This window comes from Pandoraea pnomenusa (assembly GCF_040391475.1).
In the GTDB taxonomy this organism is placed as follows: Bacteria; Pseudomonadota; Gammaproteobacteria; order Burkholderiales; family Burkholderiaceae; genus Pandoraea; species Pandoraea pnomenusa_C.
On sequence record NZ_JBEBXS010000010.1, the window covers coordinates 166,866 to 184,880 of the forward strand.

The following is an 18,015-nucleotide window of genomic DNA, read 5'->3' on the forward strand; positions in this document are numbered from 1 at the left end:
GGCAGTGGCTGGCATGCGCCGGTGTGAGCCCGGAAAGCGAGGGCGCGCACGCCGGCGCAGGTTCTGACGGGGTACGGCGATCAGTACTGAAGCTTCAGGCTCACAGCCACGCTGCGGCCCGGTGCCGAGTAGGCGTCCTTGACGGTCGAGTTCTCGGCGATGTTGCGAACGTCCGACCAGTTCCAGTACTTGCGGTCGAACACGTTGTAGATGCCCGCATAGACCGTGGCGTACTTGTTGATGTGATAGCCGCCCGACACATCGAGCACGAACGACGACGGCGGTGCCCAGCAGTTCTGGTTCTGCTGTGTGCCCGACGTACAGGACTTCGCGATCTGGCTTTGCGACTTCGCGGCCTGGAAGAGCAGGTCGGCTTGCGCGAACCACGTGTTGTTCGGCTCGTAACGCACCCCCACGACCATCGAGAACGGATTGATGGTGTTCAGCGGCTGGCTGGCGGCGCCGTTGTCTTCGGTCGTGCCGTGCGTGTAGGCCATCGCCGTGCGCAGTGTCACACCGCCCTTGAGCGCCCACGTGGCACGGCCTTCCCAACCCTGGATGCGGGCGCGGCTGAAGTTCACGTACTGATAGATGAGCGGATCGTTCGGACGACCGGAGCCGCTGATGTTCTGCTGCGAGATGAAGTTGCGGTAATTGCCCGCGAAGACGGCCGTGCTGTACGTGACCGGGCCCAGCGTGGTCGCGAGGCGGCCGCGCAGGCCGAGTTCGAACGTGTCGCTCGTTTCCGGCTTCAGGTCGGGATTCGCGATCGACATGTAGCCGAACACCGGGTTCGAGAAGCCGTTGTTGACCTGATCGGGCGTCGGCGTGCGGAAGCCGCGCGCGTACTGCACGTACGGAATCAGCGACGGTGCGATTTCGTACATGATCGCCAGACGCGGCGAGAACGCGGAGTCGTTCGACGAGGTCGGCTGGACGAGCTGGCCGGACGCCGTTTGCGACACATACAGCGGATCGTTCTGCTTCGGCGAGAGCCAGTACGCGTCGTAGCGGATACCCGGCGTGACGGTGAGCGCGCCGTAGCGGATTTCGTCCTGCAGATAGGCGCCGAACAGGGTGTAGTCGGTGTCCGGGAACGCCTTGTTCGGGAACGACTCGCCCACGCCCGGGATCGTGCCGTTGCGATAGCTGGTGATGTACGCGAGGCTCGCATCGGTGCCGTACACGAGCTTGTGCGCGAGCGGGCCCGTCATGAAGTTGCTCTCGGCCTGGAGCGAGCCGCCAACCGTGCGTTCCTTGTACGTGTTGTCACGCGTGCGATCGCCCGCCGTGCGTTTCTCGTACGAGTACTGGTTGTTCTTCGCGTCCTGGAAGTAGAGCAGCGCGTGAAGGTTCTGCACATACGCCTGCGACGCGTCCTTGAAGTCGTAATCGAGGCTGACGCGATTGCGCTCCAGACGGTCGCTCGTGGTCAGACCCAGCGTGGTCGGCGGGTTGATCGCGGACAACACGTTGGTATCGACGCGGCGACGCACGTTTTCGCCCGTGAGCTTGAACGTCGAGAACGGCGTGGCCTTGAAGACCAGCTTGCCGAGCACCGAGTTGCCGTTGCTGTCCTGCGGGTTGGCCGTCGTGCGCGCGGTGGAGGCGGAGTTGTTCGTGCCCTTGTTGTCGAGCTCGTGCCCCTTGTTGCCGTCGACGATCACCATGCCCTGCCAGCGCTCGCCGCCCCAGGCGGCCTGCGCGGTGGCGCCGAAGCTGCGGTCCATCGAGTTGTAGTACGGACGCAGCGAGAAATAGGTCGACTTGCCGAACACGTCGAGCAGGTCTTGCGGGTCTTTGGTGAGGAAGTTGACGACACCGGTCAGGCCGTCGCTGCCGTAGAGCGACGAGGCCGGGCCGCGCAGAATCTCGATGCGGCGCAGCAGGTCCATGCTCATGTAATCGCCCCGGCCGGCTTCGAGCGGGCCGAAGGCGTAGGAGGAGGGCATGCGGATGCCGTCTTCGAACAGCGCCACGCGATTGCCTTCGAGACCCCGGATGTTGATGCTCGAATTGCCGTCGCGCCCGCCACCGGCGGCAGCCGACGCGGGACGATAGGGCGCGCGGCGCACGGTCACGCCGGGCTCGTAGCGCAGTGCTTCCTTGATGTCCTGCGCCTGCTGTTCTTCGAGATCCTGGTCGGTGATCACCGAAATGGAAGCCGGTGTGCGTTCCGCTTCGGTGGGGGTGCGCGTCGCTGTCACGTTCACCTCACGCAGATTGGCTTCGGCGAGCTGCAACGGTGCGTTGGGCGATGCCTGCGCGAGCTGGAGCGTCTGGGACGACGCTGCCACCGGCTGGGCGGCCTGAACCGAAGGGGTCTGGCCGTCAGCCGCTACCTGAGGTGCCTGTTGCGCGAAGGCGGCAGGCAACCAGAACGCGGCAAACACCGCGCCTGCGAGCGGATGCAGACGCCGGCGGGTCGCAAACGCCTTGCGGCGCTGCGAGGCTTCGGTGACGCCGCCGCGATCGGAATCGCGATCGGTGCGGGCGCAACCGTTGGCGCCATATCCCTGGCGCGTGGTGATGACAAATGCGCGGCCCCCGCCGCTCGACGACTGCTTCACTGCTGGCTCCCAATGCTAGAAAACCCCGTTTCTGGCTGGCGAGCGCTCGTGGCAATCGGCGTGTGAACAGCGTTGCAATGAACGCTTGTGAACACGCTGGCAGGCGCGGCTGGCGAAATATTTCGTGCCACCCGGCCGCAGATGTTCGGCCTTGGGACGAAGTGCTTTTGTTGAAACTCAAATGAGAATCATTTGCATTTTTAACGAAGAAGCCCCGATACGTCAAGGGCGTTGTCGCGCAATGTCAACAATTGGGAACACGCCGTAAGGCGGCGAAGCGAGAGGGGTCGTCAGATCGGCAGGCTGGTATCGAACTTGATTTCGCGCAGCACCACGCTCGTCTTGACGTTGGCCACGGCCGGGAGCCGGAAGATGTGTTCGTGCAGAAATGCGTCGTAGGCCTTGATGTCGGGGGCCACGATCTTGAGGATGTAATCGGCTTCGCCCGTGGTGCTGTAGCACTCGGTGACTTCCGGACACGTGCGGATCTCGCGCTCGAACTGCTCCGTGCCGCCTTCGGTGTGACGCGTGAGCTGCACGTGGGCCAGTGCACAGACGTGCAGGCCGAGCTTTTCGCGGTCGAGCAGCACCGTATAACGCTGAATCACGCCGCTTTGCTCCATGTCCTTGATACGCCGCCAGCAGGGGGTGGCCGACAGGCCGACGTTTTCGGACAGTTCCTGCGCCGAGCGGCGCGAGTCGATCTGCAGCAGACGCAGAATCTGCCGCGCAAAGTTATCGAGTAATTCCATTTCTCAGATCCGCCTTTTGCGAAATGAACGTTTCTTATTGTGCGCCGAAACGAGTGAAATAGTAAAAATCTTTCTCCTGCCTCCCCATACACTGCTTGCATACCGGCGCGTGTCCACACTATCCGTACATCGCGCTGAGACGAACAGAACATAAGCCCCCGAAGTCAGGCTAACGCCGCGGTCACCGACCGTCCGGCGCGCTGCGGGGATCAGGAGATACACAATGAATGCCCCCATGCGCGCCGCGTTGGCGACGCCGACGGCCACCCCCCTGGCCCATCCCGATTACCAGCTCTCCGATGCGCTCACGGCGCGTCGTGGCCAGATCTTCCTGACGGGCACGCAGGCCCTCGTGCGCATCTTGCTGATGCAGCACCAGCTCGACGCCCAACGCGGCCTGAACACTGCGGGCTTCATCAGCGGTTATCGCGGCTCGCCGCTTGGCGGCGTGGATCAGCAGTTGTGGAAGGCCAAGAAGCTGCTCGATGCGGCCAACGTCAAGTTCCTGCCTGCCATCAACGAAGAGCTGGGTGGCACGGCGGTCATGGGCACGCAGCGCGTGGAAGCCGACCCGGATCGCACCGTCGAAGGCGTGTTCGGCATGTGGTACGGGAAGGGGCCCGGCGTCGATCGCGCGGGCGATGCGCTCAAGCACGGCAACGCTTATGGCGCGTCGCGTCATGGCGGCGTGCTTGTGGTGGCGGGCGACGACCACGGCTGCGTGTCGTCATCGATGCCGCACCAGAGCGACTTCACGATGATGTCGTGGAGCATGCCGGTGCTGAACCCGGCCGATATTGGCGAGCTTGTCGAATTCGGTCTGTACGGCTATGCGCTGTCGCGCTTTTCGGGCGCATGGGCAGGGCTGAAGGCCATTTCGGAGACGGTCGAGTCGCGCGGCACGGTCGATCTCGACAAGATCCGCACCGACTGGGCGGAACCGCAGGATTACGTGGTTCCTGCAGGCGGCCTGCATAACCGCTGGCCCGATCTGCCGAGCCTGGCGCTCGAAGCGCGTCTGGCGGACAAGCTCGACGCCGTGCGTGCGTTCTCGCGCGTGAACAGCATCGACAAGTGGATCGCTCCGGCGCCGCATGCCGACATCGGCATCGTGACGTGCGGCAAGGCGCACCTGGACCTGATGGAGACGCTGCGCCGACTGGACATCACTGTCGACGATCTCGAAGCCGCCGGCGTGCGCATCTACAAGGTGGGCCTGTCGTTCCCGCTCGACATGTCGCGTCTGGACGCCTTCGTCAGCGGCCTGAAGGAAATCCTCGTGATCGAGGAGAAGGGCCCGGTCGTCGAGCAGCAGATCAAGCAGTACCTCTACAACCGCACGACGGGCGCTCGTCCGGTCGTGCTCGGCAAGACGGATGCCGACGGTCGCGCGCTGCTCTCGGCGCTCGGCGAACTGCGTCCGTCGCGTGTGCTGCCGGTGTTTGCCGAGTGGCTCGCGAAGCACCGCCCGACACTCGACCGTCGCGAACGCGTGGTCGATCTCGTGGCGCATGAGATTCTCTCGAACGCGGCCGACGGCGTGCGTCGGGTGCCGTACTTCTGCTCGGGCTGTCCGCACAACACGTCGACGAAGGTGCCCGAGGGCTCCATCGCGCAGGCGGGGATCGGCTGTCACTTCATGGCGTCGTGGATGGACCGCGACACCACGGGCCTGATCCAGATGGGTGGCGAGGGCGTGGACTGGGCGGCGCATTCGCACTTCACGAAACGTCCGCACGTCTTCCAGAATCTGGGCGACGGCACGTACTTCCACTCGGGGCTGCTGGCGATTCGTCAGGCGGTGGCGTCGAAGGCGAACATCACCTACAAGATTCTCTACAACGACGCCGTGGCGATGACGGGCGGCCAGCCGGTCGACGGCTCGATCTCGGTGCCGCAGATTGCGCGTCAGGTCGAAGCGGAGGGTATCGCTAAGCTTGTCGTGGTGAGCGACGAGCCGGAGAAGTACGTCGGTCACGAGGGGCAGTTCCCGAAGGGCACCACGTTCCATCACCGCAGCGAACTCGACGCCGTACAGCGCGAGCTGCGCGAGATCCCGGGCGCGACCGTGCTGATCTACGATCAGACGTGCGCGGCCGAGAAGCGTCGCCGTCGCAAGAAAAACGAATTCCCGAATCCGGACCGTCGCCTGTTCATCAACGAAGCCGTGTGCGAAGGCTGCGGCGATTGCGGCGTGGCGTCGAACTGTCTGTCGGTCGAGCCGGTGGAAACCGCGCTTGGCCGCAAGCGTCGCATCGATCAGTCGTCGTGCAACAAGGATTTCTCCTGCGTGAACGGCTTCTGCCCGAGCTTCGTGTCGGTCAAGGGCGCGCAGTTGAAGAAGGCACTGGCAGCGGCGTTCGATCAGGCCGCGTTCGAGGGACGTCTGAACGCCTTGCCGCAGCCCACCGCGCTGGCCGGCGACGCACCGTTCGACATCATGGTCACGGGCGTGGGCGGAACCGGTGTGGTCACGATCGGTGCGCTGATCACGATGGCGGCGCACCTCGAAGGCAAGAGCGCTTCGGTCCTCGACTTCATGGGGTTTGCGCAAAAGGGTGGCGCGGTGCTGTCGTTCGTCCGATTCGCGAACACGCCGCAGGCGCTCAATCAGGTGCGTATCGATACGCAGCAGGCCGATGTGCTGCTCGCTTGCGACATGGTGGTCGGTGCGAGCGCCGATGCACTACAAACCGTGCGTCGCGATCGCACTCGCGTCGTGGTCAACACGCATGCGATCCCGAACGCGACGTTCGTGCAGAACCCTGACGCCAATCTTCATGCTGGCGCGCTGCTCGAGAAGATGCGTCACGCGGCGGGTAACGACAAGCTCGACGCGTGCGATGCGCAGGCGCTTGCGCAGCGCTTCCTCGGCGACACGATGGGTTCGAACATCATCATGCTCGGCTACGCGTGGCAACTGGGGCTGGTGCCGGTGTCGCTGGATGCGCTGCAACGCGCCATCGAGTTGAACAACGTTGCTGTGCCGATGAACCAGCTTGCGCTCGCGATTGGCCGCCTGGCTGCGGGCGATCCGGCTGCGCTCACGGAGACCACGGCCAAGTCTGCGCATGCCCCGGTGCATGCGCCGGTCGCCGACGACATGACGTTGGATGCGCTCATCGCACATCGCGTGGATTTGCTCACGCAGTACCAGAGCGCGGCGTATGCCGCACAGTTCACCGCGTTCGTGAAGCAGGTGACGGACGCCGAGACGCGTGTGTCGGGTGCGCCGGGACGTCTGACGCGTGCGGTGGCACAGCAGCTTTCGCGTCTGATGGCTTACAAGGACGAGTACGAAGTGGCGCGCCTGTATGCGCAGACCAACTTTACCGACGCATTGGGCGAGACATTCGAGGGCAAGCCGGGCCGCGATTTCCGTCTGGAGTTCCACATGGCGCCGCCGCTGATCGCGCGCGGCAAGGACGGTGCGTTGCCGAAGAAGGTGACGATCGGGCCGTGGCTGTGGCCGGTGCTTCGCGGCATGGCGAAGCTGCGCGGTCTGCGTGGCGGTGCGCTCGACGTCTTCGGTTACACGCTGGAGCGCCGTATGGAGCGCCAGTTGATCGCGGACTATCGCACGACGATGGAGCGTGCGCTGGCGGGGCTGACATCCGAGACGATGGCCGACGCGATTGCGCTGGCCGAGGCGCCGGCGAAGGTCCGTGGCTACGGGCACGTGAAGCTGGCGAACCTGGCGATGGCCAAACGCGTGGAGGCCACGATTGCCGGCCGTCTGGGCGTGACGCCCGCCACGGGCGATGCCGTCGAACAGGCACTCGCCCACGCGCGCAGCAGCGGCAAGTCGCTCAAGGGTATTCCGGTGGTGACGTCGCGTTAAGCGTATCGACGAAAGGCACGTTAATGCGTGACACGGGGGCTTCGGCCCCCGTTTTTCATGGCGCGTCGAACGGCACGAATCTGCGCGGGACCATCGTTCGACCGCGCGTTTCCGCACCGCCATCCTGCCGACGCGCTACCATTCGGGGGTTATGGTTAACGCAAACTGGGTGAAACGGACGCACGGCGCGGCGCAGTAACGGGAGACCGTTCGCCGACCGAAGGGCAGAGGAATCACCATAAGCGCTTGATTACGGAGAGGAAAATGAGTGTTTCGAAGGCACCTGCGGATCGCAAGGTGATCCTCACGGGCGACCGCCCGACGGGGCCGCTGCATCTGGGTCACTATGTCGGCAGTCTGAAGAACCGCGTGGCGTATCAGAACGAGTACAAGCAGTTCGTGCTCGTGGCCGACGCGCAGGCGCTCACCGATAACACGGACGATCGCGGCAAGGTTCACCGCAACGTCTCGGAAGTCGCACTCGACTATCTGGCCGTCGGCATCGACCCGGACGTGACCACCATCTGCGTGCAGACATGGCTGCCGGAGCTGACCGAACTCACGTTCTATTACCTGAACCTCGTTACGGTCGCCCGCCTCGAGCGCAACCCGACCGTCAAGCAGGAAATCGGCCTGCGCAACTTCGAGCGCGATATCCCGGCGGGCTTCCTCACGTATCCCGTGAGCCAGGCCGCAGACATCACGGCGTTCCGCGCCACGCTCGTGCCGGTCGGTGAAGACCAGTTGCCCATGATCGAGCAGACGAACGAAATCGTGCGCCGCCTGAATCGTCTGGCCGATCGCGAGATTCTCGTCGAGACGAAGGCGCTGGTGCCGCCGATCGGACGCCTGCCGGGCATCGACGGCAAGGCCAAGATGAGCAAGTCGCTCGGCAACGTGATCAACATTTCGTCGACGCCCGACGAGATTCGCGCCGCCGTGAAGAAGTGCTACACGGACCCGCTGCACCTGAAGGTGGAAGATCCGGGCCATCTGGAAGGCAACGTGGCGTTCGCCTACCTCGACGCCTTCGACGAAGACAAGGAAGGCCTGCAAGCCCTCAAGGATCACTATGTGCGCGGTGGTCTGGCCGACTCGAAGGTGAAGGCACGTCTCGAGGAGCGTCTGCAGGAAATGCTGCGCCCCATGCGCGAGCGCCGCGAGGAATTTGCGAAGAACCCGGACTACGTGTGGGACATGCTGCGCGCCGGCACGGAACGCGCTCGCGAAACCGTTTCGCAAACGCTCGACGATGTGCGCTCGGTGTTCGTCACGCCGGGCTGGAAGAAGTAAGGCGAAATAAACGCGTTGCGCTCAAGCAGGGAAGGGCAGTCCGGAGGGACTGCCCTTTTTCTTTGTCCGCAGTGTGTGTGGCGTTACTGGCCGGTGGGCCGCGCGTTTGCGAAGTCCCGTCGCATTTCGGCAAACGCTGCCGTCATCTCGCTGAAATTGCGGTTCAGGTCGTCGAGGGACGACTGCACGCCAAGCACACGGGTGTCGATGCCGCGCGTCGACAAGTTTGTGTCGGCCAGACTCGTGCTGAACGAGTCCGTGCGTTTGGCCAGTTGCGAGTTCACCGCCCCCTGTTCGACCCTGAACTGCGCAAGTTCGCTCCTGAGCCCGGCCGTATCTTGAGCCAGTAGTGAGTTCACCGCCCCCTGTTCGGCCCTGAACTGTGCAAGTTCGCTTCTGATCTCGGTCGTATCTCGCTGGATTAGACCGAGGCTGGCCTGTACGTGGTAGCTGTTGACTGAGTGCATGCGTTGGTCCAGTTGGTTGATTGTCAGGTCGTGCAGCTTGTTGATGAGCGATTCGAACGTATCCCAGCCGCGATCTCGCTGATAGAAGCGTTGGTTGAGCGTGGTATTTACCGCACCGGCAATCGTCAGCACCACGCCGATCACCGCCAGCACAATCCCGAGGGTGCCGCCAGACGCGACGATCCCGCCGATGGCGAGCGCCACGCCTACGCCAACCAACAGTCCGGTCATCAGCGTCTTAAGGTTGAAACGATTCTTTGACGTCGGGAGCGATTCGCGGATGGCGTCGAGGTGGCTTCTCACCGTGCTTTGCAGGTCGGCGAGCGCGAGGATGTCGGCTTCAGATGGCTTGCGACCGGAGAGTGCGCTGGTGGCCTCCAGAAGCGTGCCCAGTGCGCTGTCCACGCGGGTGAGACTGTCGTGAAGAATGCGCGCCGATCGTGACAACGTCGCAGTGCCGGGAAGGTCCCGTTCGGTGCGCGTGTACTGGCGGAACCAGTGGAGCGGATTCTTATGACGCCCCGGGACGACGGCCATGTCCCAAACCGTCCTGTCGACCTTCTCCAGGGTCGCCGTGAAGCGCTCGAGCGCGCGATTGATCTGCTCGACCGGCAGCACGTCGAAGCGACGGCCGTCCAGGTCCCATGCAATGTTCTTGGCGCTCTCCAGCTTGGCGACGATGCTCGTTTCAAGCTCACGACGCGACGGACCGACCACGGACTCGACGCTGGACGTCGGTGATAGCGGTGTTACCGCATAGCTGTTGGCGCGTCTCGGAATGCCCTGAGTCATGATGAGTACCGTGCGGGGATGTTGCTCTCGATGTCGCGACAGATTCGTTCCGGAGATTGCTCGCTTCTTGCGGCGGCGTTTGCAAATTCTTCGGGAGATTGGAGCGACGCGCTATCGGTTTCGCCGTCGAGTTTTGCGGGAGTGGGTTATCGAATATCGAACACGAGCGCGCGCCACCGGCACTCGTGCAAGCCGAAAAAAAACGCCGCGACGTCAAAATCGTCGCGGCGTTTTCAGACCACCGAACCGCTAGTTGCAGCCCGCAGCCGACGGCAGTACGGAGCGGGTCTCAGGCGGGTCGCTTCGCGACCTTGCCGTCCTTGAAGACCCACTGGATGCCTTCACCCTGACCGGTCAGCACGTCGATGGATTCGAGCGGATTCCCGTCGACCACGAGCACGTCGGCCAGCGCGCCCGGGGCGATCACGCCCAGTTCGCCCGCGCGGTTCACAATCTCGGCACCGATCACCGTGGCCGAGCGCAGCGTGTCGGCGGCACCGAGCACGTCGGCACGGATCGTCAGCTCATCGGACTGGTACTTGTGCATGTCGCCGAGCAGGTCGGAGCCGAAGCCCATCTTCACGCCCGCGTCGCGATAGATCGTGAGCGATTCGCGTCCGGCGCGTTGCACGCTCTCGACCTTGGCGACCGATTCCGGCGGCAGACCGAGCGACGCACCGTCCTTGGCCAGCGCGTCGTAGGTCACGAGCGTGGGCACCACATACGCGCCCTTCTCGGCCATGAGCTTCGCCGTTTCCGCGTCGCACAGATTGCCGTGCTCGATGGTGCGTACGCCGCATCGCACGGCACGCGCGATGGCTTTCGGCGTGTAGGCGTGGGCCATCACATACGTTTGTGCCGCTTCCGCTTCCGCGACAGCCGCGCGAATCTCGTCTTCCGAATATTGCGTGTTCGCGATCGGATCGACCGGCGATGCCACACCGCCCGACGCCATCAGCTTGATCTGCGTCGCCCCCTTCTGGATTTCCTCACGCACGGCGAGACGGATCGGATCGACGCCGTCGACCACGCGTCCGATGGCCCCGGCGCGGAACGCGCACGAGCACGGCTCGAGCGTGTCGCTGCGCGGACGGAAGTCGCCATGACCGCCGGTCTGCGAGAGCGCCTTGCCCGACGGGAAGATGCGCGGGCCCGGGATCACGCCTTGCTCGATGGCCTGTTGCAGTGCCCAGTCGGCACCGCCCGCGTCGCGCACGGTGGTGAAGCCTCGGTTGAGCATGCTCTGCATGATCGGCAGCGACTTGAGCACGGTGAGCACGTTCGGCTGGCTGGCGTTGGTGCCGAGGTTCGGATGCGAGGCGAGCACGTGCACGTGGCAATCGATCATGCCGGGCATGACGGTCTTGCCGGTGACGTCGATCACCGTGGCGCCGGGAATGTCGAGCGGCGTGGCGCTGAGCGCCGTGATGCGCGCGCCTTCAATGACGACGTCGTGACGCTCGAGCAGGCGGCCGGCAGCCGCGTCGAGCACATTGCCGCCGCGAAGCAGGGTAACGGACATGGTGGAGTTCCTTGATGTAATACAAAAGGCGCGCCGCAGTGTGGGTACGGGGCGCGCCTTCGTGGGGAATGGCTCAGGTCGTGGTCTTCGGCAGTGGCTTGACGAAGCGCGTACCGATCAGGCTGATGGTGGCCGCCACGATCACGTAGATCGCCGGGGCCATGTTGCTGCCCGTGCGGGCGATCAGCCACGTGATGATCAGCGCCGCGAAGCCGCCGAAGATCGTCACGGCGAAGTTGTAGGCGACCGACAGGCCCGTCGAGAGCACCTTCGCCGGGAACAGCTCGGCGAACGCGGCGAGAATCGGACCGGTGTAGCAGGCGATCAGCAGGCCGAACACGATCTGGAACGTGAGCAGCGACGACAGACCCGGTGCCACGTTCAGATACGTGAACATCGGCCAGGCGAGCAGCAGGATCAACAGCGCCGAGCCCGACAGGAACGGACGGCGGCCATAGCGATCTGCAAGACGTCCCACCACCGGTGCGAACACCAGAATCATCGCGCCTCCGACCATGCCGGCGGTGAAGCCGTACGAGGCGGGCAGATGCAGCACGCGCTGGGCATACGTCGGCATGTAGAACAGCAGCACGTAGGTGCAGATCGTCCACAGCACGACCATGGAGAAGCTGGCCAGCGTTTCGCGCGGGTACTGGGCGAACACGTCGCGCAGCGGCGTATCCGACTTCTCGGCGTTCTGGAACGTCGGCGTCTCGTCGATCTTGTTACGAATGTAGAAGCCGACCGGGCCGATCAGCATGCCGACGATGAACGGCACGCGCCAGCCCCACGATTCGAGCGAGGCCTTGTCGAGCTCGGTCGTCACGAACGTGCCCACCGCGGCCCCCAGCAGCACCGCGAAGCCGATGCTCGACTGAATCCATGCCGAGTAGTAGGCGCGCTGGTTGGGCGGCGCATATTCGGTCAGGAACGCCGTTGCGCCACCCATCTCGCCGCCGGCGGAGAAGCCTTGCAGCAGACGTGCGAGCACGATGATCAGCGGTGCGGCCAGGCCGATCTGGTCATACGTCGGGGCCAGGCCGATCATCGCCGTACCGGCGGCCATGAGCAGAATGGTGAGCGAGAGCGCTGCCTTGCGGCCCACGCGGTCGGAATAGATGCCGAGCACGATGCCGCCGACCGGGCGCATGAAGAAGCCCACACCGAACGTCGCCACAGCGAGCAGGAACGACGACAGCTCGTCGCCGGTGGGGAAGAACTGCTTCGCGATGATGGCTGCGAAGAAGCTGTAGACAGTGAAGTCGAACCACTCTAGGCCGTTACCGATCACCGTCGCCACGATGGCGTGACGGCGCTGGCGGGCCAGGTTGTCTTGAGGCACGGCTAAGGTCGCCTGCATCTGGGTCTCCCGGAGGATGGGCGGCGTCCGTTGCGTGCGCTACATCACGTCATGCCGGTAATACGCCTGCTTTATTGTCGGATCACGCTTGCCCGGGGGGCGGACGAACGTGCGCGGATGCACCACAAAGTAGTGCAGACAAAATGTCAGGCCAAACGATAATTCTGCATGTTGCCATGCGTCCAGCGCATGGCAACTTTCCGAATCTTCCGTAACCCCTATGATGGGAAACGGGTTTGCGAGTAGATCCAGTTGCGGAAAATGCGCGCTGCGGCATGCTCGTGGCGCTCGGCAGGCCACACGAGATAGTAGCCGCCGCCCAGGCTCGCGGTGGCGTCGCACGCGGGCACGAGCAGGCCTGCGTCCAGGCATGGGTCGATCATGTGACGCCAGCCCATGACCAGACCGCCGCCTTCGATGGCCATCTGCACGAGCAGCGGGTAGTAATTGGCGCTCACCATGCGCGGGAATTTCGTCACGGCCACACCCTGCAATTCGAACCAGTCGGGCCACGACATCCACTTGCGCTGGCCGTCCTCGATGTAGAGCAGGGTCTCGCTCACGAGATCGGCCGGGGCGAGCTGGCGTCCGTCGAGATAGGCGGGCGAGCAGACAGGGAACACTTCTTCGTCGAAGAGACGCCGTCCGGCGAAATCCGGCGGGAGATCGTTGCGCACGTAATACACGCCGAGATCGAATTCCGATGCGGCGAGCGTCGTGATGCCGTCTTTGACGATCACGCGAATCTTGATGTCCGGGTGGGCGGCGCGAAAGCGCATCAGTTGCGGCGTCATCCACAACACGGCCACGCCGGACGAGCAGGCGACCGTGAGTTCGAGGTCGCCGCGTCGTTTCATCAGATCGGCGGTGGCTTCGGCGCATTCACCGAGCAGACGCTGGATCTGCTCGGCGTAGCGTTGCCCGGCGACCGTGAGACGCAGCGTGCGATGTTCGCGCGTAAAGAGCGCGCGCCCGAGAAAGTCCTCGAGCTGCGCGACCTGACGGCTGACGGCACTTTGCGTGAGATTGAGCTCCGCTGCCGCCCGGGTGAAGCTCGCGTGCCGCACGGCGGCATCGAACGCGATCAGACAATGCAGCGGCGGCAGGGGAGAGATCGGCATGCAGGCAGCGAGGGCTTAGCGTTTGCCGACCATCTGCTCGGGGCGAACCCAGGCGTCGAACTGCTCGTCGGTGACATGCCCCAGGGCCAGTGCGGCGGCCTTGAGCGTGGTGCCTTCCTTGTGCGCCTTCTTCGCGATCTGCGCGGCCTTGTCGTAGCCGATATGCGGGTTGAGCGCGGTCACGAGCATGAGCGACTCTTCGAGCAGCGAGCTGATGCGTGCGCGGTTCGGCTCGATGCCGATCGCGCAGTTGTCGTTGAAGCTCACGGCGCCGTCGGCGAGCACGCGCACGCTTTGCAGGAAGTTGTGGATGAGCATCGGCTTGAACACGTTCAGCTCGAAGTTACCCATCGAGCCGCCGATGTTGATGGCCACGTCGTTGCCCAGCACCTGACAGCACAGCATCGTCATGGCTTCGCATTGGGTCGGGTTGACCTTGCCCGGCATGATCGAGCTGCCCGGTTCGTTCTCCGGAATCTGCAACTCGCCGATGCCGCAGCGCGGGCCGCTGGCGAGCCAGCGCACGTCGTTGGCGATCTTCATCAGGCTGGCGGCGAGCGTCTTCAGCGTGCCGTGGGCGTTGACGATGGCGTCGTTGGCAGCGAGCGCCTCGAACTTGTTCGGGGCGGTGACGAACGGCAGGCCGGTGTCGCGCGCGAGCGTGTCGGCGACCTGCTTCGCAAATTCGGGATGGGCGTTCAGCCCCGTGCCGACGGCCGTGCCGCCCAACGCGAGTTCGGCAACGTGCGGCAGGGCATCGTCGACGTGCTTCAGGCCATGATCGATCTGCGCGACCCAGCCGGAGATTTCCTGACCGAGCGTGAGCGGGGTGGCGTCCTGCAGGTGGGTGCGGCCGATCTTGACGATGTCGCCGTAGGCGCGAGCCTTGGCGGCGAGCGTGTCGCGCAACTGGCTCACGCTCGGCTTGAGATGGTTGATGAGGGCGTCGAGGGCGGCCACGCTCATGGCGGTGGGGAAGACGTCGTTCGACGACTGGCCCTTGTTCACGTCGTCGTTCGGATGCACGAGACGCTCTTCACCGCGCACACCGCCCAGCAGTTCGCTGGCGCGGTTTGCGAGCACTTCGTTCATGTTCATGTTCGACTGCGTGCCCGAGCCGGTCTGCCACACGGCCAGCGGGAATTCGTCGTCATGCTGGCCGGCGACGACTTCGTCGGCCGCCTTGATGATGGCGTCGGCCTTCTTGGCGTCGAGCACGCCCAGGCCCTTGTTGACCTCGGCGGCGGCGCGTTTCACGCGAGCGAGCGCGCGCACGAGTTCGCGCGGCATCTTCTCGCTGGAAATCTTGAAGTTTTGCAGCGAACGCTGCGTCTGGGCACCCCACAGGCGGTCGGCGGGTACAGCAATCTCGCCGAAGGTATCGCGTTCCATTCGCACATCAGACATGATCGACTCCTCGAAGACAGACTTAAATTCTAGAGCGTTGGTGAATATCCGGCAGGGCAGGTCAAAGGGGGACTTGCCATGTCGTGGGAATGATTTGCGGGGATTTCGGCTTCTTCTGACGTTTCGAATGTCGCAACGCCGCAAGCCTGGGCAGGCATGGATTATGCGCCGGAATCGTGTCCTACGCCCACACGGCGGCGACCAGTTGCAGCGCGGCTGCGATGGCGGGCTCCTCGCGCCGGGCGGCGAGCGTGATGAAGGTGAGTTCGGTGGGCACGGCCACGCCGTCGGCGATCACCAGGCCGTGCGCCCGGGCTTCGCGCAGCGCGATCGAGTCGCGCACCAGCGACAGGCCGATGCCGGACTTCACCAGATCGAGCATCGACGGCTCCTGATCCACTTCCGCCACTTTCGCGGGCGACACGCCCAGTGCGCCGAACAGTTCGGTAAGCAGCCGGTTGTGTGCCGACTCGGGCGGTGTCCATATCCACGGCAGGGCGGCGAGTTCGCGCCAGCCGCGTCGGGCCACCCGTTCGCGCCAGCCCGCCGGGGCCAGCACTTGATACGAAAACGGTGTGAGCGTAATGGCGTGAAAGCGCTCCGGATCGGGACGCCCGAGATAGAAGCCGACGTCGAGTTCGCCGCGTCCCAACTGTTGCAGCACCGAGCCCGACATGCCGTGGCGCAGCGCCGTCTCGATTTGCGGGTACGACTCCACGAGACGCTTGAGGAACGCCCCCAGTCGGGTGAACTCCGGGTCGAGGATCGTGCCGATGCGAAGCCGCCCGCGCACGGTATCGCGCAGCGCTCCGGCAGCCTGCTGAAGGTCGGCGAGCGCCGCGAGCATGCGCTCGGCCAGCGGCAGCAGCGCCTGCCCGTCGCGCGTGAGCGCCAGGCCTTGCGCGGTGCGGGTGAAGAGCGTCAGGCGCAGGGCCTCCTGAAGCCCTTTCACCTGGAGGCTGACGGCCGGTTGTGTCAGATGCAGGCGCTGCGCCGCCCGGGTGAGGTTGCCTTCGTGGGCGATGGCGACAAAGGCGCGAAGGTGGGCGAGTTCCATGCGGCGGCCATCCGGGGCTGGGAAAGAGGATGAGGGAATGAGCGAATAAGCGAGTCGACGAGGCCAACAAGCCCGGCGGCAAGCATGAGCGACGCCTCCCCACGCGCGAATCGGGAGGTGACATAAGCAGAGCTTATATTGCTTTTGATTTTTTCTCATTGGATTGCAACGGGGCGCCGCAGTACGCTTGAGGCCTATCGTGGCGCACGCCGAAGGGCAGGCGTCTGGCAAAGCAGACCCAAAGGCCGCATTGATACGGCCGACATCAGGCGAGATCGGGGAGATGAACATGAGCAATGCTGATATTCCGACGGTGCAGCACTTCATTGGCGGACGACAGGTGACGGGCGACGGCGAGCGCTTCGCCGATGTCTTCAATCCGGCGGAAGGTCGCGTGTGCGCCCGCGTGGCGATGGCCAGCGTGAAGGAAGTGGATGCCGCCGTCGCCGCAGCCAAGGCGGCGTTGCCGTCGTGGTCGGAGATGGCGCCGCTCAAGCGAGCGCGGGTGCTCTTCAAGTTCAAGGCGCTGCTCGACGAGCATCAGGACGAACTCGCGCGCATCATCACGCGAGAGCACGGCAAGGTGTTCTCCGACGCGCGCGGCGAAGTCACGCGCGGCATCGAGGTGGTCGAATACGCCTGCGGCGCGCCGGCCCTGCTCATGGGCAAGCACAGCGACAACATCGGCGGCGGGATCGACAACTGGCACCTGCGCCAGCCCGTCGGGGTGTGTGCGGGCATCACGCCGTTCAACTTCCCCGTGATGGTGCCGATGTGGATGTTCCCGATCGCGCTGGCGTGCGGCAATACGTTCGTGCTCAAGCCGTCCGAACGTGATCCGTCGGCCAGTCTGCTGATCGCGGACCTGTTGCGTGAAGCCGGTTTGCCTGACGGCGTGTTCAACGTGGTGCAGGGCGACAAGGTGGCCGTCGACGCGCTGTTGGCGCACCCGGATGTGGAGGCGTTGTCGTTCGTCGGCTCCACGCCGATCGCCGAGTACATCTATACGGAAGGCACGCGGCGCGGCAAGCGCGTGCAGGCGCTCGGCGGCGCGAAGAATCACCTCGTGGTGATGCCCGACGCCGATCTCGATCAGGCGGTCGACGCCTTGATCGGTGCCGCGTACGGCTCGGCCGGGGAGCGTTGCATGGCGATCTCCGTGGCGGTGGCCGTGGGCCAGGTGGCGGATCGTCTCGTCGACGCGCTGGTGCCCCGCGTGAAGGCGTTGCGCGTCGGCCCGGGCGTGGACGATGCGTCCGAGATGGGCCCGGTCGTGACAGGTGCGCACAAGGCGAAGATCGAAGGCTACATTGCGGACGGCGTGAGCGCGGGCGCCAGCCTGCTCGTCGACGGGCGCGGGTTGAAGGTGCCGGGTCACGAAGCGGGCTTCTTCCTTGGCGGTACGCTTTTCGATCACGTCACGCCGGAAATGACGATCTACCGCGAGGAGATTTTCGGGCCGGTGCTGGCGGTGGTGCGTGTGCCGGATCTGGCGGCCGCCATCGACCTCATCAATGCGCACGAGTATGGCAATGGCGTATCGTGTTTCACGAGCGACGGCGGCGTGGCGCGTGCATTCTCGCGTCAGGTGAAGATCGGCATGGTGGGGATCAACGTGCCGATTCCGGTGCCGATGGCGTGGCAGTCGTTCGGTGGGTGGAAGCGCTCGTTGTTCGGTGACCATCATGCCTACGGCGAGGAGGGCATTCGCTTCTACACGCGCTTCAAGAGCGTGATGCAACGCTGGCCGGACAGCATCGCCAAGGGGGCGGAATTCACCATGCCGGTGGCGAAATAATCAAAAATGAACCCGATGCGGGTGGCGACAGTCCA

11 protein-coding genes are annotated in these 18,015 nt (G+C 64.5%); 3 read left to right on the forward strand and 8 right to left on the reverse strand.

The genetic code is table 11. The features are described 5' to 3' along the window. Positions 1-80: 80 nt before the first annotated feature. Both ABWO90_RS13120 and ABWO90_RS13125 read right to left on the reverse strand, forming a co-directional pair. Positions 81-2,414, reverse strand: a complete 2,334-nt coding sequence (locus ABWO90_RS13120) for a TonB-dependent hemoglobin/transferrin/lactoferrin family receptor (protein ID WP_353191707.1) — start codon at positions 2,412-2,414, stop codon at positions 81-83. 446 nt (positions 2,415-2,860) lie between these two features. Beyond that, the gene (locus ABWO90_RS13125; RefSeq protein ID WP_010806630.1) at positions 2,861-3,322 is read right to left on the reverse strand and encodes an Lrp/AsnC family transcriptional regulator; all 462 of its coding nucleotides are present in this window, start codon (positions 3,320-3,322) and stop codon (positions 2,861-2,863) included. 235 nt (positions 3,323-3,557) lie between these two features. Between ABWO90_RS13125 and ABWO90_RS13130 the strand changes: the two genes are divergently transcribed. Together ABWO90_RS13130 and trpS are read left to right on the forward strand one after the other, a co-directional pair. Beyond that, positions 3,558-7,163 carry an indolepyruvate ferredoxin oxidoreductase family protein gene (locus ABWO90_RS13130; protein WP_502922605.1) on the forward strand — a complete coding sequence of 1,202 codons (3,606 nt, stop codon included), beginning with the start codon at positions 3,558-3,560 and terminating at the stop codon, positions 7,161-7,163. A 264-nt stretch (positions 7,164-7,427) separates the two neighbouring features. Continuing rightward, complete coding sequence (gene trpS, locus ABWO90_RS13135) at positions 7,428-8,456, forward strand: tryptophan--tRNA ligase (RefSeq protein WP_353191673.1); 1,029 nt, start codon at positions 7,428-7,430, stop codon at positions 8,454-8,456. Between the two features lie 83 nt (positions 8,457-8,539). Here the strand turns inward: trpS and ABWO90_RS13140 are convergent, their stop codons facing one another. From ABWO90_RS13140 to ABWO90_RS13165, 6 genes are all read right to left on the reverse strand, one after another. Beyond that, the gene (locus ABWO90_RS13140; RefSeq protein ID WP_353191674.1) at positions 8,540-9,715 is read right to left on the reverse strand and encodes a hypothetical protein; all 1,176 of its coding nucleotides are present in this window, start codon (positions 9,713-9,715) and stop codon (positions 8,540-8,542) included. A gap of 289 nt (positions 9,716-10,004) precedes the next feature. Beyond that, entirely contained in the window at positions 10,005-11,237 is a 1,233-nt protein-coding gene (locus ABWO90_RS13145; RefSeq protein WP_353191675.1) for a metal-dependent hydrolase family protein, read from the reverse strand. 73 nt (positions 11,238-11,310) lie between these two features. Beyond that, entirely contained in the window at positions 11,311-12,597 is a 1,287-nt protein-coding gene (locus tag ABWO90_RS13150; RefSeq protein ID WP_353191676.1) for an MFS transporter, read from the reverse strand. Positions 12,598-12,815: 218 nt separating this feature from the next. Further along, positions 12,816-13,718, reverse strand: coding sequence for a LysR substrate-binding domain-containing protein (locus ABWO90_RS13155; protein ID WP_353191677.1), 903 nt, complete (start codon positions 13,716-13,718; stop codon positions 12,816-12,818). 15 nt (positions 13,719-13,733) lie between these two features. After that, positions 13,734-15,128 (reverse strand): class II fumarate hydratase, encoded by a 1,395-nt coding sequence (fumC, locus tag ABWO90_RS13160; protein WP_353191708.1) that lies wholly within the window; start codon positions 15,126-15,128, stop codon positions 13,734-13,736. A 178-nt stretch (positions 15,129-15,306) separates the two neighbouring features. Then, positions 15,307-16,182 (reverse strand): LysR family transcriptional regulator, encoded by an 876-nt coding sequence (locus tag ABWO90_RS13165; RefSeq protein WP_353191678.1) that lies wholly within the window; start codon positions 16,180-16,182, stop codon positions 15,307-15,309. A gap of 289 nt (positions 16,183-16,471) precedes the next feature. On the opposite strand from ABWO90_RS13165, the gene ABWO90_RS13170 reads away from it, so the two are divergent. Continuing rightward, entirely contained in the window at positions 16,472-17,980 is a 1,509-nt protein-coding gene (locus tag ABWO90_RS13170) for a CoA-acylating methylmalonate-semialdehyde dehydrogenase (RefSeq protein ID WP_502922603.1), read from the forward strand. Positions 17,981-18,015: the final 35 nt, after the last annotated feature.